19 protein-coding genes are annotated in these 20,635 nt (G+C 35.1%); 1 reads left to right on the top strand and 18 read right to left on the bottom strand.

Annotation, left to right across the window (positions count from 1 at the left end):
- Positions 1-120: 120 nt before the first annotated feature.
- The 18 genes from CSE16_RS02815 to CSE16_RS02730 all read right to left on the bottom strand — a co-directional run bounded on the left by CSE16_RS02815 (position 121) and on the right by CSE16_RS02730 (position 19,378).
- The gene (locus tag CSE16_RS02815; protein ID WP_099422472.1) at positions 121-1,815 is read right to left on the bottom strand and encodes a phospho-sugar mutase; all 1,695 of its coding nucleotides are present in this window, start codon (positions 1,813-1,815) and stop codon (positions 121-123) included.
- A 272-nt stretch (positions 1,816-2,087) separates the two neighbouring features.
- Positions 2,088-2,651 carry a sugar transferase gene (locus CSE16_RS02810; protein WP_099422471.1) on the bottom strand — a complete coding sequence of 188 codons (564 nt, stop codon included), beginning with the start codon at positions 2,649-2,651 and terminating at the stop codon, positions 2,088-2,090.
- Entirely contained in the window at positions 2,648-3,514 is an 867-nt protein-coding gene (locus CSE16_RS02805) for an NAD-dependent epimerase/dehydratase family protein (protein WP_099422470.1), read from the bottom strand. Before CSE16_RS02805 ends, CSE16_RS02810 begins: the two co-directional genes overlap by 4 nt.
- Positions 3,515-3,588: 74 nt before the next feature.
- The gene (gene galE / locus CSE16_RS02800) at positions 3,589-4,608 is read right to left on the bottom strand and encodes a UDP-glucose 4-epimerase GalE (protein WP_099422469.1); all 1,020 of its coding nucleotides are present in this window, start codon (positions 4,606-4,608) and stop codon (positions 3,589-3,591) included.
- Positions 4,609-4,616: 8 nt separating this feature from the next.
- Positions 4,617-5,729 (bottom strand): glycosyltransferase family 4 protein, encoded by a 1,113-nt coding sequence (locus tag CSE16_RS02795; RefSeq protein ID WP_099422468.1) that lies wholly within the window; start codon positions 5,727-5,729, stop codon positions 4,617-4,619.
- 32 nt (positions 5,730-5,761) lie between these two features.
- Positions 5,762-6,466, bottom strand: coding sequence for a glycosyltransferase family 32 protein (locus CSE16_RS02790; protein WP_099422467.1), 705 nt, complete (start codon positions 6,464-6,466; stop codon positions 5,762-5,764).
- Between the two features lie 22 nt (positions 6,467-6,488).
- The gene (locus CSE16_RS02785) at positions 6,489-8,000 is read right to left on the bottom strand and encodes an oligosaccharide flippase family protein (RefSeq protein ID WP_099422466.1); all 1,512 of its coding nucleotides are present in this window, start codon (positions 7,998-8,000) and stop codon (positions 6,489-6,491) included.
- A gap of 238 nt (positions 8,001-8,238) precedes the next feature.
- Positions 8,239-9,156, bottom strand: a complete 918-nt coding sequence (locus CSE16_RS02780) for a glycosyltransferase family 2 protein (RefSeq protein WP_157764743.1) — start codon at positions 9,154-9,156, stop codon at positions 8,239-8,241.
- A gap of 63 nt (positions 9,157-9,219) precedes the next feature.
- On the bottom strand, positions 9,220-10,377 hold the full coding sequence (locus CSE16_RS02775; RefSeq protein ID WP_099422464.1) for a hypothetical protein: 1,158 nt from the start codon (positions 10,375-10,377) through the stop codon (positions 9,220-9,222).
- Between the two features lie 75 nt (positions 10,378-10,452).
- Positions 10,453-12,270 carry a polysaccharide biosynthesis protein gene (locus CSE16_RS02770; protein ID WP_099422463.1) on the bottom strand — a complete coding sequence of 606 codons (1,818 nt, stop codon included), beginning with the start codon at positions 12,268-12,270 and terminating at the stop codon, positions 10,453-10,455.
- A 25-nt stretch (positions 12,271-12,295) separates the two neighbouring features.
- Positions 12,296-13,213, bottom strand: coding sequence for a Wzz/FepE/Etk N-terminal domain-containing protein (locus tag CSE16_RS02765; protein WP_099422462.1), 918 nt, complete (start codon positions 13,211-13,213; stop codon positions 12,296-12,298).
- Positions 13,213-14,778, bottom strand: coding sequence for an O-antigen ligase family protein (locus CSE16_RS02760; protein WP_099422461.1), 1,566 nt, complete (start codon positions 14,776-14,778; stop codon positions 13,213-13,215). Before CSE16_RS02760 ends, CSE16_RS02765 begins: the two co-directional genes overlap by 1 nt.
- A gap of 17 nt (positions 14,779-14,795) precedes the next feature.
- Entirely contained in the window at positions 14,796-15,293 is a 498-nt protein-coding gene (locus CSE16_RS02755) for a tetratricopeptide repeat protein (protein ID WP_099422460.1), read from the bottom strand.
- A gap of 439 nt (positions 15,294-15,732) precedes the next feature.
- The gene (locus tag CSE16_RS02750) at positions 15,733-16,242 is read right to left on the bottom strand and encodes a QueT transporter family protein (protein WP_099422459.1); all 510 of its coding nucleotides are present in this window, start codon (positions 16,240-16,242) and stop codon (positions 15,733-15,735) included.
- Between the two features lie 157 nt (positions 16,243-16,399).
- On the bottom strand, positions 16,400-17,155 hold the full coding sequence (locus tag CSE16_RS02745) for a 3-oxoacyl-ACP reductase (RefSeq protein WP_099422458.1): 756 nt from the start codon (positions 17,153-17,155) through the stop codon (positions 16,400-16,402).
- Positions 17,156-17,210: 55 nt separating this feature from the next.
- Positions 17,211-17,432 (bottom strand): DUF2829 domain-containing protein, encoded by a 222-nt coding sequence (locus tag CSE16_RS02740; protein ID WP_099422457.1) that lies wholly within the window; start codon positions 17,430-17,432, stop codon positions 17,211-17,213.
- A gap of 86 nt (positions 17,433-17,518) precedes the next feature.
- Positions 17,519-18,877 carry an MATE family efflux transporter gene (locus tag CSE16_RS02735; protein ID WP_099422456.1) on the bottom strand — a complete coding sequence of 453 codons (1,359 nt, stop codon included), beginning with the start codon at positions 18,875-18,877 and terminating at the stop codon, positions 17,519-17,521.
- Positions 18,878-18,904: 27 nt separating this feature from the next.
- Positions 18,905-19,378: a GNAT family N-acetyltransferase gene (locus CSE16_RS02730; RefSeq protein WP_099422455.1), complete on the bottom strand. Its 474-nt coding sequence runs from the start codon at positions 19,376-19,378 to the stop codon at positions 18,905-18,907.
- 131 nt (positions 19,379-19,509) lie between these two features.
- Between CSE16_RS02730 and CSE16_RS02725 the strand changes: the two genes are divergently transcribed.
- Positions 19,510-20,349: a MerR family transcriptional regulator gene (locus CSE16_RS02725; RefSeq protein WP_099422454.1), complete on the top strand. Its 840-nt coding sequence runs from the start codon at positions 19,510-19,512 to the stop codon at positions 20,347-20,349.
- The last annotated feature ends 286 nt before the right edge of the window (positions 20,350-20,635 follow it).

Raw genomic sequence — 20,635 nt, 5'->3', positions numbered from 1 at the left:
GCTCAAATCACTACAAAAAAAGCTTTCCTAAAAGTTCTTCACTTTCAGGAAAACCTCCATATTATTTAAGGAAAATAGTATATATTTCCTGAGATTTAAGTCGTTAATAGCTGAACTCGCTTAAAGAATACTTACTTTTAACTGTTCAATTTTATCAATTGCTTGCTGTGCGGAGTCGCCTTTTACCCCAAAATAAAATTTACATTTTGGCTCCGTACCAGACGGGCGAATCGCAATCCATGAACCATCTTCTAACATGAACTTTAGTACATTTTCTTTTGGAAGTGTAATCATCGTTTTATACCCATCTGCATGCGTAACTTCACCAACTAAATAATCTTCAAGCCTCGCAACACCGAAACCAGCTATTTCTACAGGTGGTTGTTGGCGGAAATTATTTAAAATTACCTTCATCTGCTCCTGCCCTTGTTTGCCTTCAAATGTCTTGGAAACAAGTGCCTCTTTGTAATAGCCAAATTGCTCGTATAAACCATTTAATGCATCTAACAATGTTTTTCCTAAAGTCGCGTAATAGGTAGCCATTTCAGCTACTTTTAATGCAACTTGAACGGCATCTTTGTCACGTGCAAATGTTTCGATTAAATAACCATAACTCTCTTCATAGCCAAATACATATGTGTGTGAACCGGATTCCTCAAATTCTGCAATTTTTTCAGCTATATATTTAAAGCCTGTTAATGTATTCATTGTTTCAACGCTATAGTGACTCGCGATTTGCGTCCCTAATTCAGACGTGACAATCGTTTTAATCATGGCTCCATTCGTAGGCAATGTACCATTTTGTTGCTTTGTTTTTAAAATATAATCTAATAATAATGCACCTAGCTGATTCCCTGTTAACAGTTCATATTCACCATTATTTCTTACAGCTACACCGAGACGGTCTGCATCTGGATCTGTTGCAAGTAGTAATTCGGCGCCAACTTCTTTACCAAGCTTCATCGCATATTCAAATGCAGCAACTTCCTCGGGATTTGGATACGGAACAGTTGGGAAAGCTCCATCTTGTACTGCTTGTTCCTCAACAATATAAACATGTTCAAAACCAAACGCTTTTAACCCTTCACATACCGGTCTTAAACCCGCACCATGTAACGGTGTGTAAACAAGCTTCATCGACATATCATTTTGATTTTTTTCTTTCAACGTCAATAATTTTTCCAAGAAACGCTCGTCCATCTCTTCTAATATCCATTGCAATAAGCCTTGCTGTTCTAACATCAATTGCTCAGCCGCTTCAATTAAAAAAATGTCCTCCACTGTTTCCATATGCTGTATAATTTCATTCGCATACAAAGGGGTTAACTGCGCACCATCCTCACCGTACAATTTAAAGCCATTGTACTGTTTCGGATTATGACTTGCGGTAATGACAACACCCGCATAAGCATTTAACTCGCGCACTGTGAACGATAATTGTGGAGTAGGACGTGCTTCTTTATATATGTAAGCTTTGATGCCATTTGCACCGAGCACGCGAGCTGTCTCAATTGCGAATTCATAAGAGAATTGACGCGTATCATACGCAACAACGACTCCACGATTCATTGCGACCTCACCGTTTGAAGTAATATACTGTGCTAGCCCTTGTGCAACACGACGAATCGTAAAAATATTCATGCGGTTTATGCCCGCACCTAACACACCGCGCATGCCGCCTGTCCCAAAGGAAACATACTTGTAAAAACGGTCTTCAATCGCAACCGTATCTCCTACGATTGACTCCAACTCCTCCGCTAAATAACCCGGTAATGCTACTTCCTGCCACTGATTAAACAATTTTTGCCCAACCATTATTTCGCCACCTTCTCTACTTGCAACAACTCTAGCATTTTACGTTTATATGCCTCGACACCTGGGTGATCAAAAGGATTCACTTCGAGTAAGAACGCGCATATTCTTTATAGTAAAAAATTTCTCTATCAATTAGCGAGCAATTTAGTAATGTTATTTTACAATTTCTATAAGCACTTTAAAATCCCTTCTTTCATTAGGCGAAATTTGATAAACGGATTATTAAATATAGTAAAAAATAAAACCAACTCGAATAGTATCGAGTTGGTTTGTTATTTCATTTTAACCCCTTCAGACTTTAATACACTGAAGAAGGTCATCCAAATAATTTTCACATCAAAACCAATACCTTGATTTTCCACGTAATGAAGATCATAACGAACCTTTTCCTCATCTGAGATAAAATCACGTCCCATTACTTGAGCATAGCCTGTTAATCCAGGTCTTACAGCGTTGACATTTACTTCATCACGCATTGCGATCAACTCATATTGATTGTATAGTGCTGGTCGAGGCCCTACAACTGCCATATCACCCTTAAAAATATTAAAAAGTTGTGGCAACTCATCTAAGCTCGTTTTACGAATAAACTTCCCTACCTTTGTAATATAAACACTCGGATCACCTAATGCTTCTGTCGAGACATTTGGTGTTTCCGTATACATAGAACGAAACTTATAAATTTCGAATAATTCGCCATTCAAACCAACACGCTGTTGTTTGAAAAGAATGGGCCCTTTCGAATCAACCTTAATCCAAATAGCTACTACTAACATAGGTATCGAAAAAATAATGATCGCTATAAATGAAAGAAAAAAATCTAGCACACGCTTCATATGCTTTCCTCCTTCCATTGTTGCTCCGTGTTTTCAATCGCTTCTGAAAGATTGAATTTTCGATAAGAATTGCTATTATACTGCGAAATATTTTGTGCATAAGTCAAATTTCCAAAGACCTTATTAATAAGCGATACTTTAGAAAGAGTCTTGTTTAGTATAGCCCCACTCATCTTACTTAAAAAAATAGAGCGTTTATTTTGCTTAGAAATTGTTAACACCATTTGCGCTGTATTGATAAAAGCCCCATCTTGAGGATGGAAAATGCCGGCATCTTTATTCGTAATCAATTGATTAATAAATTCACATAAATGATCAATAAATAACATGCTACGTTCATTTTGAACATAAGGGAAAATCGGCGTTTTCATCGCCAATTTTCGAAGTAATGCATAATTCCCTGGACAATTAGGTCCATAAATCATCGGTGGCCGAACAATGGATATCGTAAAATGCTTATCTTGCATAGCTTGCAATGCTTGTTCGGCAGCTAATTTAGACTTACCATAAAAAGTTTTGGGCTGCAACAAGCTCTGTTGATTGATTTCGCCTCGCTCTTGTCCGTATACAGCCATCGTACTTAGGAAAATAAAATGCTTTACACCTTGATGCTTAGCTTTTTCAGCAATTTCAATTGTTAAATCTGTATTCACCTTAAAATAATCAGCTTCTATATACCGACTTTCTTTCTTATGAACTAACGCTGCTGTATGAATACATACGTCATAATTGTTAAAATCAATATCATTTATACCCTGGCGCACACTAACTGCTGCTGTATCCACAATTAGAGAATTATTATTGAGTGCCGTTAATAGATTTTTTGCTATATAACCATTTTTACCGATTATAATTACCTTCATAAATTACCCCTCATTACTACATAATCCAGCAATCTAATATGCTCTAACCGAAAAGTTGAACTATTGCTATAAAACTAAGAATCCTTAGTTATGTGATGTAGAACGTTTTTATACCATTTCCACGAGTCATAACACATATCCTGTAAATCATACTGTGCATCCCAACCTAGCAACATTCTCGCTTTGGAGGCATCTGCAATACTTGCAACAATATCCCCTTCTCGGCGTGCAACAATATTATGCGGAACTTTTACGTTATTAACATCCTCAAATGTACGAATCAAATCAAAAACAGAGTATCCGATCCCTGTACCAAGATTAAACGCCTCACAGCCTTCATAAATCTCCAAATAATTTAACGCACTAACATGTCCCAGTGCTAAATCCATAACATGAATAAAGTCTCGAATACAGCTACCATCCTTTGTCTCATAATCTCCACCAAATACTTGTAATGAAGACGTTTCTCCACTTGCTGCTTTTAAAATATGAGGCATCAGATTATTCGGCACACCAAATGGCATTTCTCCTAACAAGCCACTTTTATGAGCGCCAATTGGATTAAAGTACCGCATAAGTGCGATACTCCAGCCAGTTTGTGCTGCGACAATATCTTGTAAAATTTCCTCGAGCATCAATTTTGTACGACCATATGGATTCGGTGCATGAAGTGATAAATCTTCTTTTAGTGGCGGTGTATGCAAGTCACCATAAACCGTTGCAGAAGAACTAAAAACCAACTTTTTCACATCAAACTCTTTCATCACATCGAGTAAGTTGAGCGTACTTATTAAATTGTTTTGATAATACATAAGTGGATTGCTTACAGATTCCCCCACCGCCTTAAAGCCTGCAAAATGGATAACTGCGGTAATCTCATTTTCTTTAAAAACCATCCGCAACTTACCTAAATCCAATAAATCTAATTTTATAAACGGAACTTTCTTTTGAACAATTGTTTCGATTCGATCTAATACATTAATAGTAGATTTTGATAAATTATCAATGATTAAACAATCTTCTCCTTGTTCTATTAATTCTACTACTGTATGGCTGCCTATAAAGCCCAGACCACCTGTGACTAGAATCGTCATGCTTCCACCTACTTCAGCAAATTCTTATAAATTGTTACATATTCCTGTAAAACCTTGTCCAATACAAATGGTTCAACCAATTGTTTCGCTCGTTGTCCCAATTGCTTTCTTAACTGCTCGGATTGCGCTAGCTTTGTAAAGGCTGTCATAAGAGATTGATCATCGTCGTGATGAATGACAAAACCATTTTCATTTGCTTGAATTAAATCCCTTAGTCCCCTTGTATTCGTTACGATACAAGGAATACTTGCTGCCATCGCTTCCATAATACTTTTCGGTAATCCCTCGCGATGAGAAAGCAATGTAACGATATCCGAAATTTGAAGTAAATTTGGAACATCTCGTCTATATCCTAAAAAGTGAATGCCCGCTAGTTGCTCTTTCGCTACATATTCTTGTAATTCATGTTCACTTTCGCCAGTACCAATTAATAATAGCTCTATATGTGGATTTTCCTGCTTTAATTGTTGCCAATTTCGGAGTAAAAACTGATGATTTTTATTGTGATTTAATTCTGCGACACAAGAAATGACAATGGCGTTATTCGGTAATCCGAGCTTTACCTTCATTTCGACCTTTTCAGATTGGGTTAATTCTTCTGATACAAACTCTACGCCAACACCATGCACGTACGAAATCTTCTCTATTGGTAAAAATTTTTGAGCATTTGTATAATCCTCTTCATTAATCGTAATTAAGTGATCCGTCCATTTTGCCGCTAATTTTTCGGCTGTATAATAGATAAGCCAGTTTTGCTTCGGTGCCCCCTCAAAGAAATGAAAGCCGTGAGCTGTATAAACGATTTTTCCATGCTTTACATTTCGAAAAGCTGCTCTTGATAGTAAAGCTGCTACGGGTGTATGCACATGAACTAAGTCAAAGCGTTCCTCATGAAAAAGCTTTTTGAGCACTTGGAAGGCTGAAATATTTTGTGTACTTAGTGGACTTCTTGAAAACGGAATGTCTACACATGTTACATTGAGTTGTTGTAATTTCTCTTTATCTTCATTCCCAATACCTGCCGCCCATACATCATATCCTTGCGATTGAAAATACTGAATATACGGGATATGAAACGCTGTGAGATGGCGGTATACCGAGGCTACGAATAGTATTTTCATATCTTTCTCCCTCAAAAATAATATATTTCACGCTAAATTTTATATTTTTTCTTGAAAAATATCCGTCTAATAATTCGAATATAATTTTTTAATAATTTATTAGAGTTTGACGCCCATGAGCCATTAAAATGATGCACTGTATACGTGTTATCTGTAATATGATACTCATTCGTCATACCATTTTTAGCACAAAAGAAATCAAAAGGATAGATTGCTATTCCTTCATCTAAATTAGATAAATTATTTCCTTCTTTCCATCCATAATTCTCTTTTGTAATTGTCGTAATTATTACTGTGTTTGTCTTTATATCCATTTCTCCATTTTCTAAAATGAACTTTCTTCCATCATAATAACCTAACAGTTTTTCGATCCACGGATGGAAAGCTTCAGCTCCTAATGTACCTGTTATACAGTATTCGCCTCTTTCAACACCTGTGAACGCTCTATTAGTCAATAAATCATCGAAAGATTTTACAACTTCTACGTCCGTATCCATATAAACGCCACCATGATGATATAAAGCATATAATCTCACGTAATCTGAAACAAATGCATATTTTTTTTGTTCATAAGCTTCTCTTACAAAATCGTTTTGACTAAGTTCAAAATTAGTTTCATTCCATTCGATTATTTCATATTCAGGAAGGTGTTTTTTCCAGCTTTGTATATAGTTTTTAGATTTTTCGTCTAGTTCTTTACCACCAAACCAACAATAATGAATCTTTTTAGGTATCATTCAAGATTCCCCCTTTTTAAACTTATCCTCTATTCTTTAATCGATTCATTTTATTATATATCCATAATTTTTCGCTTTTCGACAAATAGGCAAAAAAGATTACTACACAGTAAATAACTGAGTAAATAAAAATATAAATAAATAACGATCCCCAATCATCCACTAAAAATTTCCCTTTAATAATAAATCCTACAATTGTAATCATAGTAATGATTACAATTAATTTACCTATCTTTCGCCAATAATCAATCATATCTAACTTCAATACTTTATGATAATAAATATTCAAAACGAACACATTACCTATAAACACAAATATAGCTGTAATAGCCGCGGTACCTACACTACCATAAATTTTAATTATTGGAATAGAGATAAGGATATTTAATATGGAACAAATGATTAATGTATACGCTCTAAATATATACTTTCCCTTTGCTTGCATAATTACTAAGCCTAAATTTTGAATTAAATCTAACGAGAAAGTAGACATTAAAATTAGAACAATTAAATAAGTCAGTTTAAATGAATCTCCTACCCACAGTTCAATAAAAATTTCCCCAATTATCACAAAACCAGACAAAAAGAGCCCCATAATAAACGTTTGAAATTTACTTACTTTAATAAATAAAGCATTTAAATTATTTAAGTAATTTTCCGCACTAACAATATGAGTAACTCGAGGTAAAAATACGCTGTTAATTGCAATGGATAATGACATAAATATATTTACAAATTGAATTGCCAAAGCAAAAACCGCAACAGCTTCAGGATTCTTTAAAATCCCTAATAATATTTGATCTGTTTGCCAGTAAATTTTATCTGCAATGGCTACAACAAAAATTACTAATGAATAGCCTAAGATTTCCTTCTTTAAGTTTTTTTCCACTCTCTCAAAAGACATTTTAATTTTCAATGATTTTTTATAGTAAAAATAACTTACACATAAAACTGCACTATTCACAATTGCTAATATTGCAGTTAATACTATGAGATTAGTTGAATAGAACAAATAAAATACAGATATTATAGGTGTCAAAGAAACTCTTACGACATTAGCTATCTTTAAAAATACAAATTTTTCGTAAGCTTGTAAAACTGCCGAAAATGTATTTAAAATAAAGCCTACCGCAAAATTCACGGTAAGTATGAGGATCATCCATTGTAAAGTTTTAATTTGTTCAGTTGAAAAATCACTTGATACTACGCTCTGTAAATTTAGTGCAATAGAAATCCCGAGTACTAATGTAGCTAACCCGATATACGTAAAAATCTTAAAAAAGTAGCCTACTAGTTTAGACTCGTTTTCTTTCGTACCAATTGCTTGGTTTTGCGCTATATATCTTACGATGGCATTCCCTATCCCTAAATCAAGTAAAGATAAATATCCGGCTATCGCTAATGCTAATGCGTAAATTCCGTAATCTGTTTGTCCTAATGTTCTAATCAGGAATGGTGTATATAACAAACCAATAATAAACGTTGCAGCCACTGAAACATAATTTAAAACGATTCCTATTTTTAATTGATTCATTCTTAATATCCTTATTATTTATTTGAGGTCTGCACGATGCAGGTCACGGCGGTCTTAGTCTTAACCAGAGTACATTTTTCAGTGAATCCCACTGAACGAGTATAAACAAAGCTTATAGTTACGTTTCTATCCTATAACTAAAACAAGGATGAATGAATTCATTCACCCTACTTTTGTGAAATTCTCATGAGAAAAAAGGATGAAAATCGCGCGCTCAATAAACCTTTTTAATCTATACTTAAAGTAGTCGAATATGTTTAAACAATTTTATACTTCTCAAACCATTGTTAAATCGAAACTTTTTAATATATTTCATGAGCTCTTTTTTATGCTCACTATAATTTTCATTTTCTTTATTTAAATGTAACCTATAAACAATAGCAGCTGGTAATCTATAACTTTCTAAAGCATCTAGTAAAATAAATTTTCTTGTATCATCCATACAATGCTTAGAAATAAATTGAACCGCTAATGTGATCCATTCAATGTCTTCATAAATTTTATCAACCGAATTCGTACTTAATGAATCTTCAACACCAATATTATACGTAGTTAATTCCTTTAAAACACAGCTCGGTTTATTGGCATATAGTAATACTTCTATAAAAAATAGCATGTCTTCACCAAAAGTTATATTTTCTTTAAAATAGATTTTATTATCCTTCAATAACGTATTCTTAATTAACCAAGAATCCGTGTTTGCATCTATTTTACCTAGAATAAAGTCTTTTAGTATATCCCGGCTATTAGTTTTCATGTTAGATTTAATTAATTTACCATTACTTAAATAATGTTTATTATGTTTCGTCAAAATAACATCACTGCTATTTTCGTTAACTTGTGCAATTGTTTCTTGCAAAAAATCAATCTGATAAGAATCATCTGCATCTAAAAATGAAATATAGTCACCTTTAGATACAGTAATTCCAAAATTACGCGTTACAGAAACACCTTTGTTATTTTGTGAAAAGCAGCTAATTTTATTTGGAAATTTATTTTTGTAAAACTCAATTATTTCATCAGAATTATCGGTTGAGCCATCATTAATTAAAATTAATTCAAAATCCTGATAGCTTTGATTCAAAACAGATTCAATAGATGACTTTAACCTATTTCCTTTGTTATAGATTGGGATAATCACTGAAATTTTAGGCACATAAATGCCTCCTTTTTAATCACATTATTACTCTAAGTACACTTAACGTTAAAAAACCATTACTTATGAATTTAATTTTCTCAACTTTCTTCTGTAAATTCCTTCTGAGTAATATTTCACGAAAATAATTATAAGTGGTAACCAACCAACGATTCTCAGTCTAGAGCCTGTACCAAAATTGTCGTTTGAAATACTAATTAGTAAGAACCAAACAATGGCTTGAATGAGTAAAAATAATTCAACCTTAGAAAAATACTTCATCTTTTTTACTAAATAGATACTAATAAAGAAAAATATAATTCCCTCTGTTACCATCAATATTAATGTCGAACCTCCAGTAATTTGCCATGGAAACGGCCCTATAAAATTACTCAATACACTATATAGATAGTTTGCATAAAATAACAGGATATTGGAATGATCCAGAGAGATCCCCATTTGACTTCCGCCTGCTTCCAGATTTGCCTGTCTATATTGCAGCACATCTGAAAAGGAAAGGCCTACTACTGGGAATTTAAAGTTTCTAAATAATATATAAAATACAGATACACCTATAAATAATAGCCCGCCGATTTTAAACAGACTCACTTTTTTCTTACTGATCAATTTAATAAATAAATAAATCATTGCACCGATTACAAAGCTTAATAATGCATACTTTCTATATCCGCCAAGCATGATTAGTACAAACATTAAAAGTACCAAGTTAATTACTTTCGGCCATTTTCCTTTACTAATAAATATATTTATAAATAAGTATGTAGCCCATAAGAAAAACGCATAAATCCATGAATCTCGATAAATTGAAAGCGTTGAATTTAATAACAGGCTTGGATAAAACGCTAAAAATAGTACTAACAACGTAGCAGAAATATGGAAGGTTTTATCCTTGCTTATTTTCTTTAAAATTAATAGCGACAAAACGAGTATTAATATATTTGATATAAAGTTAAAACAACGTAAGATCAACACATTATCTGTATTAAAAATATCTAAAATAACGCCCAGTACCAACACGTGCATAGACGTATATATATAAGGCTCACCATTTGCAAACTTCATTGCTTGTTCATAATAAAATTGCCCATCATCTCCACCGCCAAATATCGGCAATGATAGCCCATTATAGCCACTGTTTACACTTAAAAAATATAAACTGGTCGACAAAAGGAAATATAATAAACTATATCCCACTATATAAATAAGTACTTGTATTTTCATTATCTTATCCCCTATTAAAGTCGGAACACTAAAATCCATAGTCCCTTAAAATTACTCGAACTACATTATGAATTGTTACTTTAAACTAGTCTCTACTAATTTGTTATTGGCAACCCCTATTACTGTTGCCTTCAATTCTTCTTCGGACATGTATTTAATACTTTCAAGTAATTCATAAAGGCTATTCGTTTCAAGTGCATTCGCTCTCCCAATATGAATACCAGGGAATATATGCCCTTCTTGGATTTCTTCTTCGTTCAATAGTTCCTCGAACATCTTCTCTCCTGGACGTAAATCAGTAAATTCAATTTTGATTTCATCTTCCGTAAAGCCAGATAATTGGATAAGATTCCGAGCTAAATCTACAATTTTCACAGGCTCACCCATATCAAGCACAAAAATCTCACCATTTCCACCTAGAGTACCGGCCTGTAAAACAAGGCGTGATGCCTCTGGAATCGTCATAAAATAACGTGTCATGTCTGGATGTGTTACGGTTACAGGACCCCCAGCAGCGATTTGCTTTTTAAATAGCGGAATAACGGAGCCTCGTGAACCTAGCACATTGCCAAATCGTACAGCTGCAAATTTTGTTTTACTACCTTTTGCTAAATTTTGTACAACCATTTCTGCAATGCGTTTTGTGGCACCCATAACATTTGGTGGATTTACCGCTTTATCCGTAGAAATCATGACAAAGTTTCCTACACCGTATTCATGTGCTGCTTCGGCAACATTTTTCGTACCAAATATATTATTTTTCATAGCCTCACTTGGATTATATTCCATTAATGGTACATGTTTATGCGCTGCTGCATGATAAATAACATCCGGTTGATATTGCTTTACGATTTCGAAAATACGTTCTCTATCCTGAATATCCGCAATTACTGGAATTATGTCTATTTGTCTACCAATTTTTTTGGATAATTCCATATGTATTGTATAAATCGAATTTTCACCATGACCTAATAATATTAATTTTTCCGGTTGGAATTTAATCACTTGGCGGCAAATTTCCGAACCAATGGATCCACCAGCACCTGTTACTAATATAACTTTATCCGTTAATTTCCCTGAGATTGCAATCATATCAAGCTTTACTTCATCACGACCTAGCAAATCGTTAATATCAACTTCACGCATATCATTGACAGCCACTTTTCCTGTCATTACATCTTCAATTTTCGGCATAATTTTCACTATCGTATCCGTTTTCGAACACTCTTGATAAATGCTTTGAACACCTATCTTTCCAAGTGATGGAATTGCAATAATAATTTCATCGATGCCTTTTGCTTTTACAATACGCTCAATTTCTTTTGTAGCTCCCCATACAGGCAACCCCATTACTTTCAAGTGCTTTTTATTCACATCATCATCCACAAAGCCAACAGCAAATAACTCTTGATTTTGTGCACTTTGCAAATTTTTAGCTAGCATTGTTCCAGCCTGCCCAGCTCCTACAATCAAAATACGTTTACTGTCTGGTGCATGTTTAAACGATTCTTTATCATTCAATAAACGTAATAAAAAGCGTGAGCCACCAATCATAATAATATGTAGCATCCACGTAACTGTCATGACACGAAAATAAATATCTGAATTAATGATTTGTTGCAGTATACTTGCCGTAGCAACAGAAATTGTTACTGCGTATGCAATTGTTAGCAATTCTCTAACAGTCGCAACACTCCAAATTCGTGTGTAAAGTTGGAATATATAAGCTGCAATATGATGACTCACTAACAGTGTAAGTGCACTTAAAACAATTACATTATCGTAATAGACACTAAGTGTTGGATGAAGTAACCAATAGCTCATGAAAATCGCAGAAAGTACAATACACGAGTCTAATATGAAAAATATAAAATAACGCAGCTTATAACCCACTTCTAGTAACCTCTTTCAAATACAATTATTTTACAACTGCTGAATTTCTCCAATATTCACGGAAGAAAACAACCCCTAGCCCAATCATTAAACCTAATATCATCCCGATGGCTAAATTTAATACTTTATTCGGTGAAGCAGGCTCTTTTGGTAATGTAGGCTCTACAATAACACGAATAAGTGGATCTGGTTTAAAGCTTTCAAGACCTGTTTTTACCGATTGATAATTTGATAAAACTTGGCGGTATTGATCTGATTTTATATCAATTTCACTCTTTAATTGTGATAATTCGCCTTGCATTGCACCGTTAATAGATGCCAATGCGGCTGTTTGATTTTCATTTAAATTTAATACAAATTGTGAGGATGAAATCGTTTGTAAAATTAGTACTTCTGGTAAATTATTCGAAATAATAATTTTATTGTACTTTTCCATTAGTACTTCTACTTCTTCTGCTAAATTTTTAGATTCAGCTAAATACGTTTGTTCTAAACTTAATAATGTTTTTTGAACAGATTCATTCATTTGTTTTTTTGTTTCTTCCGTTAATAACTGGAGTTGTTTTTGTGCCTCTTCGGGATTACTTGACCGATAGCTTAAATTAATTAAATTCGTTTGTGTATCTGGAGAAACAACTAAGTTTTTTGGGTTGAATTGTCCAAGTCCATTTTGTTCAAATAACGTATTCATTGCTACTTCATTTTGAATACGCTGTGTATAAATAACTGGTGTAAATTCTGCACTAATATACGAATTAATACTCCCTGCATCTTGAACACCAGCAATTACTTGAACAACCGCTTTCGATTCATATTTTTCGGGTAATACAAACCACGATACAATACCCGCGAATAATAAGGCGATTATGGCGATAATTGAAATAAGCCACTTCCCTTTTAAAATAATATTAATTATATCTCTTAATTCAATTGTTTCTTCCATTAATTAATTGACTCCCTTTTTGAATTCAAAATGATAGAAATCATTATGCCAAATAATACGAAGGCAATTGTTGTAATGCCCGGTAAAGAGTCATTAAACATCGCTTGAATAAAATAAGCGGTTACGCCTACCCCTAATACAATAGATGCTAAATTCCCTTTTTTGATAAATAATTGTTGAAAAAGTTGTAGTACTTGCATGATAACTAGTGCTAGTATCGCTACAAAGCCTAGAATACCCATTCCATATAAAATACCAACATAAACATTATGTGGTTTATCCGTGATAACTTCTTCCCAATTCAGTCCACTTCGGCTTTCTAATTGGAAATGTGGGAAGTTATACATTAACGAGTCACTACCGTAACCAACTAGCGGTCTATCCTCAACTAATTCCCATGTTTCTTTCCAAATATAAGCTCGACCTGAGCCGGCTGCCATCGCTCTTTCCGGTAAAATGGGTAGCTCCAATGCTTTCTCAGCGGCATATGCTTTATTTGTCCAATTTAGTGGACTTTTTGATTTTTCTACTGCAACAGGTTCTTCGTCTACATAAGGGTTGTTACTTACAAAAAATCCAAAAGATTCATCCCAAACGCGCTGATCCTTTTCCGCAAGGATGTGGAAAATAGGCGCTGAAACCCCAACAAAAATAGCGAGCATTATAAGTGCTTTCTTTTTATGTTGCACTTTAAAAATTAATACAACTAATACAAGTGAAAGTACTACTACTGCTAAAAATCCACTTGTAGAAATCGACATAAACAGGACTGCAATGGAAGCAGCGGCTGTAATAGCACCTAATATACTTTGTACCCATGATTTTTCAACAATGGCCCAAGCGACATACATGACCGTCATCATCGCAAACATACCGCTCATATAGTTCCATTGATTTAATGTTCCTACTAAAGTAGATCCTGTCGTAATATTTGCACCTTCTGGAAGAGCAATTGAAACTAACTTTTGCATCCATCCATACTGAAGTAAATCTTTTCCGTAAAAGTTCATTGTAATAATGAATAAATTAATAAAAACAAACGGCATCATTGTGTACATAATGTATTTAGTAACATTTTTCGGATACTCTATATTCATCGCGATAAACATGAGCGCTAAATAACATAACCAGCTAATAGCACCATCCGAATGATTGTATAAACCATTTAATGCGACCGTAATATTTGGTGAAAATAGCGTAGAAAGAATGATTGCAAATGCGAATAAACCAATTGCATAGTTAATCGGGGTTTTACGAATTTGACCATCCATGAAAAAGACTTTGACGAATAGCATTGCGCCCGTAATTATAGTAATAACAATTACAAACAAAGCTTTATAATGTGTAAATAAATCCCCTTTCATTCCAGAGGAGAGTTCACTAATATTCGAAATGAGTGGGCTTACTACTTGCTCTACATTCGCAAGTACAATTAGTGGCATTACACCAATTAGAAGTAACAATAGGCGGAAAATCCATTTGTCTACACTCGCACGGGATTGCGCGTTTTCTTTGTCATCGCTCACCTTGCCTGATTTATTCAGCTCTTCGTAAAATGAAGTCATTATTTTATATACCTACCTTATTGTATATTTTCAATCTGTGCTAGTAACTCAGCTACACGATTTTGATATTCTGGAAAATCCTCTGGAGCCCATGCTGACTCTTGGCAACGTACTAATACCGTTTTCGCATCCTCTTTTCTCTCAGCTAGCACTAATACTTCTCCAAACTGAAGCATAAACATCGCATCCTCCACTTTATGTGGATTAATATCTAATGTTTTTTGTAGTAAAATAGCGGCTTGCTCGTATTCCTTAGCATTTGCTGCTACTAAACCACCTAAATAGTTGACTGCCTCAGATTTTGGCTGTGCCACTAATAATTCCTTCATATAATCTAAGGCTTCTGCATAGTTTCCATCGCTATAAAGCTGCGCTGCTTGCTGATACAATGCGTCTTCTTTTGTAAACTGCGTATCTTGCCCATTAGCAAGTACTTTCGCTGATATAAGCCCAACTATTATGAATAGCAAAGCTCCAAGCAATATGTATTTTCTAGTAGATTCTTTTAAGTTCATATACATTCCATTCCTTTAATATGACGTTTATAAATGACCTTTTCTATTATACACTATTTCGAGAGATTTTCGTTATGATTTGTCGAACGGATGTGAGGTTCCTAATATTTAAATTTCGATAAAAATCCCTTCTTAGTTTCAAAAATAAACTTAATCAAATCGGAGAAACGTTGTTTTAATATCATTCCTAAGCTCCCATATTTCCCGAGAAATTATTCCGGAATTAGGCAACCTTTCTAGTGTTTTCCCATTTATGGTTTTACTATTTACAAATAGTTCCTCACGATGATACATTCAAATATGAAATTCTTTATGTAGTAAGGGTTATTTGGATTCGGTTTTGAATAATCTGTTAAATCATCTATTATAATGATGGAATGTATCCTTCAAACCTCAAAAAAGAAAACGCACTCACCTAAAGTGAATGCGTTCCTACTATCTATTTCGAAAAATCTATTTTCTTATTCAATAAATAAATTGTCACGCCACCAACAGTCATAGACAATAATTCACCGACTCCAACTGTAAACCAAGTTGCCCAAAATGGGAGATCGTAAAGGATCGTTAATTGTCCTGCGACTGTGAACATTGAAAAAGCAAAGATCAATGCGGTCACAACCATTTTCCAAATATCATTTGTCATATTTTTCGTTACGCTTCGGCAAATAATTAACACAAGGAATGTCGCAATTCCACCGATTGGTACATCGAGTATCCACGTAGGCGACATAAAATTCGCGAGTACTACACCTAGTGTCACAGCGATTACATAACGCTTGTGGTACAACGCCAAATAGTTGAACATTTCCGACAAACGTAGCTGCACCGCACCAAAGCTAATGACTGACAATACGACAGTCACTGCCACATACAAGGCTGCAACAAGTGAGATTTTTGTAAGCTCCCTTGTAGAAGTACTAGATGAGTCCTTTAAAGCAGATGTATTCAATTTCCATTCTCCTTTGTAAAATAGCGTATATGCTATTTTAGTAATAACTACGACCAAAGGAAGAGAGCTAATCGCCCTATCTGAAGTGCCGTAGTGCAAGCGTAATTGATTTTTCTTGCTTGCCTATTATATCAAAAGAATTATTATGCGAACAGAACTATTTCGCAATCCAACCGCCATCAAGTGGAATAACAGCCCCGTGCATATAATCCGCTGCTTTACTTGCTAAATAAAGCGTTAAATTCGCTACCTCACTAGGCTGTGCCCAGCGACCCGCGGGTGTTTCTTGTGCCACCCATTTTGCCATTTCTCCGTCCCCTTCAAAATCTGCTTTATTCATCGGTGTTTGTATGGCGCCTGGTGCAATCGCATTAACACGAATGCCATCACGACAATAATCTGCATGTAATTGCTTCGTATAGCCTACAATAGCATGCTTGGACGCTGTATATGCCGCGCCTCCACCACCTGCAACAAGCCCTGCAATCGACGCCATATTAATGACAATACCTGATTTCCGTTTCAACATATGCGGCAAAATCGTATTCGTCACAAAATAAGTACCTTTTACATTCGTATCGATAATTTTGTCCCACAGCGCCTCATCTGTATCGAGCGTATTTGCAAATCCGTCTAATACACCAGCCGTATTTAGCACAATATCTACTTGTTCAAATGAAGCTAATGCTTCTTGAAACGCTTCCGCCACATCCTCTTTTCGACTCACACTGCCAACGTAATAGGCAAAATGCTTGGAATATTGTTGGCGTAGTTGTAACAGCCCCACTTCCTCCACATCAAGAGCAAATACATTCGCCCCATTTTCTAAAAAGGCAATGGCTTGCGCTTGGCCAATACCCGAAGCCGCACCCGTTATAAAAACCGTCTTCCCTACGTATTCTTCAAATTTCATACTGATTCTTCTCCTCCATATGAAAAAGCTCATGATTACTCATGAGCTTTCCCTCTTATTCTACAATGATCCAATCTTCCGCTAATAAATCACAGACAGTCGGCGAAAACATTGTATAGCCCTCACCGCGTACGTTAATTAAAAAATACGGATTCAAATTTTCACCATCATGTTCACTTTGACCAACGAGCTTCACATACAATTCAGCACCGCCCCAACCCGAACGGATTACTTTCTCGCCTGCTTTTAATCGCGGGAAAATTTCTTCAAATACCATCTACACTCATCCTCAATTCTCAATCTTTCTTTACCGAAAAAGTATACTGGAGTTTCAATCGGTTTACAACTGCTGTCCTGTCATACTTATGCACTAAGCACTGGTTCAGCCGATTTACTTTTTAATGCTTTCAATCGATATCTCGCAATTATTATACCAATCGCGGTAATCCCTTCTGCAATCGGGAAAGCGAGCCAAATAAAGTCACTGCCGAAGTATGTTGGGAGTAGCCATAATAGAGGTAGAAATAATACGATGCTTCTCGCTACTATTATAATGGAAGAAAGTTTAATCTTTTTAATCGCTTGGTAGTATTCTGCGTAGACTAAATTAAAGCCTAAAAATAAATAGCCAATGAAAAATAGCATGATTCCATTCGTCGTATACGTTAAAACTTCTTCTGACGTCACGCCAAATAAGGCCACAATATTTTCGCCAAATTGCCATCCTACAAGCATAATACCAACACCAAACACAATGCCTGTAATGACGCCCAGCTTTAATAATCGCTGCAGTCGATCATATAATTTCGCACCGTAATGGAAGCTGACAATCGGTTGGAGTGCAGCGCCTATCCCTAAAAACAGCATAAGGAAAACAGCATGTAAGTAGTTGACAACCGCATATGCTGTCACCCCTACTGCACCTACAAAATGCATAAATGTAATATTGTACGCAATGATTGTCACCGCTGCAGATGCTTCCACAATGAAACTTGGCAAGCCAATTTTCAATATTTCACTCACAGTTTTCGTTTCAAATTTTAATTTCGTAAATTTCAAAATGCTTGATTTGCGGAAGAAATGGGTAAATAACACGAGCACACCAATAGCTGTAGCAAGTATTGTTCCATACGCCGCACCCTTTACGCCAAGGTCCATCATGAAAATAAATATATAGTTAAATATGATATTTAATAGCGAAGTAACGCCGAGCCCAAGCATGGCTAGCTTCGGATTGCCGTCATTTCGAATGAAGATACTTAAAATATTTTCTATTACGTAAATGACACCGAATAGCAGGATAATTTGAAGATAATCCTTCACGTAAGGAAAGATTTCATCGCTTGCACCAAATAAGTAGGCGATTTCTTTTTGTTTCCATAGGCTAAATACAACTAAAATACCGACAATAAAGGTCGCAAGGAAAAAGGATTGTGTGAAAATCGACTGTGCCTTTTCTCGATTATTTTGCCCGAGCGCAATGGAGTACAGAGTCGCTCCGCCCATACCAATCCAAAGGGAAATCGACAGTAAAATAGAGAAAATCGGTACCGCAATATTAACGCCTGCTAATGCTTCTGGGCCTACTCCATTACTAACGAAAATTCCGTCGACTAATATGTTGATTGCCATGAGTAGCATACCGAGTATCGAAGGGATTAAATAAGATATAAAGAGTTTTCTTGTGGGGGTATTTCTTAATATAGCGGTTGTTTCATTCATTTTTTCACCTGATGTTTTTGTATTGAGTTATTGTTGCTGTCCGTTTAAGTTGGGAAAGATTTTCACCATAATTTTTTCGTTATTTTCATCCGACTCACCATTAAAACGAAAGTCAAATTTTTCATACAAGCGAATTGCTGCTTTATTTTCTTCATACACGCTTAAATATATATCGTTACATGAAAATTCATCTACTAATTTTTGAATCATCGCGTTTAGCATCGTTTTTCCGTAGCCAAAACCTTGGTATTTAGCATCTATTAAAAATCGATCCAGCCATACCCGGCCTTTTTCCCCACCCTCTGAGAAATGCCCATACATCGCAAATCCGATAAGGCAACTATCCGAATACAGGCCAACTGGTTTAAAATTCGCACATTCTTTCGCTTCATCTAAGCATTGCCGTGTTGTTTCGATGAAGTTTTGCTGTGCTTCTCCTACTCGTAAATTTAAAATTTCTTGTACATTTTCTTGCGTTACGTCATGAATTGTAATATCCACGACTATCAAATCCTTTCTTTTTTTCTGCTTGAATAAAGCAGAAAACGTTCCACTAATCGTTCGTTTTTTATTGTGGTATAGTTATATCTTAAAGTATACGGTAACCATATAGTCAAGGGAGGCGCTTGAAAATGAATGAAAATTTACGTAAATACTTTACAACAGGAGAATTCGCAAAACTTTGTCATGTAAAAAAACAAACACTTTTTCATTATGATGAAATTGGGCTACTATCCCCAGAAATAAAAACAGAAAAAGGCTATCGCTATTATTCGTATCATCAATTCGATGTTTTTAACGTTATAGAATTATTAAAGGAAGTGGATATGCCGTTAAAAGACATTAAATTATTTTTAAGAACTAAAACACCCGCTGAATTAATTGAACTTCTTAAAGGGAAATCATTGGAAATCGAAAGAAAGATACAAACACTGAACCAAATCCAAAAGATTATCGACACAAAAATTGCATTAACTGAATATGCATTAACGATTGATTTTTCTCAAATTCAGCTAATCGAGCAAGAACAAGAGCAATTATTTTTAAGTGACTCTATTTTAGATTGTTCGGATAAGGAATTTTTAAAATCGGTGTCGACATTTGTTGAGTATTTATATACAAAGAAATTAGATGTGGGCCATCCGATTGGCGCGATTGTAAGTAAAGAAAAAATATTGCAAGAGGACTACGATAATTATTCGTATTTGTACACGAAAATCGCCGATCAAGCGGAGGACGTTTCCCTTTATACAAAACAAAAAGGGCTTTACGTCGTTGCGTATCACAAAGGAAGCGCTAAAAATATCCCCAAAACGTATAAAAAAATAATGGATTTTATCGATGCACAGCCGATCATTCTCGGTAATTTTGCGTATGAAGAATATGTATTAGACGAAGTTTCTGTAAGCGGCGAGGAAAATTACGTCACGCAAATTATGGTTGAAGTGGAGAGTTGCAATTCTGAGCTGTAACAGCATTTCCGAGTCACTAAATTTCACAAAGAGCCCAGTTACCCGCCTATATTCATTCATATAACTAAGTATACGGAAAAAATTAATTACGCCTCGGCGTAATTGCGTCCAGATTTTTTTCGAGCTTGCTCGAAAAACTCACCTAAAAATCTATGACATCCGCCGGGGCTTTGGGCCAACACGATGTTGGTCACTCAGGCGTTGCTGCACGACGCGGAGCTCTTAGCCTGAGTTCCTCTATTCAGTAAGTGTCTTCTTCTGAAGAAGTTGAATGAATATAAAAAGG

The sequence above is a fragment of the Solibacillus sp. R5-41 genome, from assembly GCF_002736105.1.
In the GTDB taxonomy this organism is placed as follows: domain Bacteria; phylum Bacillota; class Bacilli; order Bacillales_A; family Planococcaceae; genus Solibacillus.
This window is presented reverse-complemented; position numbering and strand designations above follow the sequence as displayed.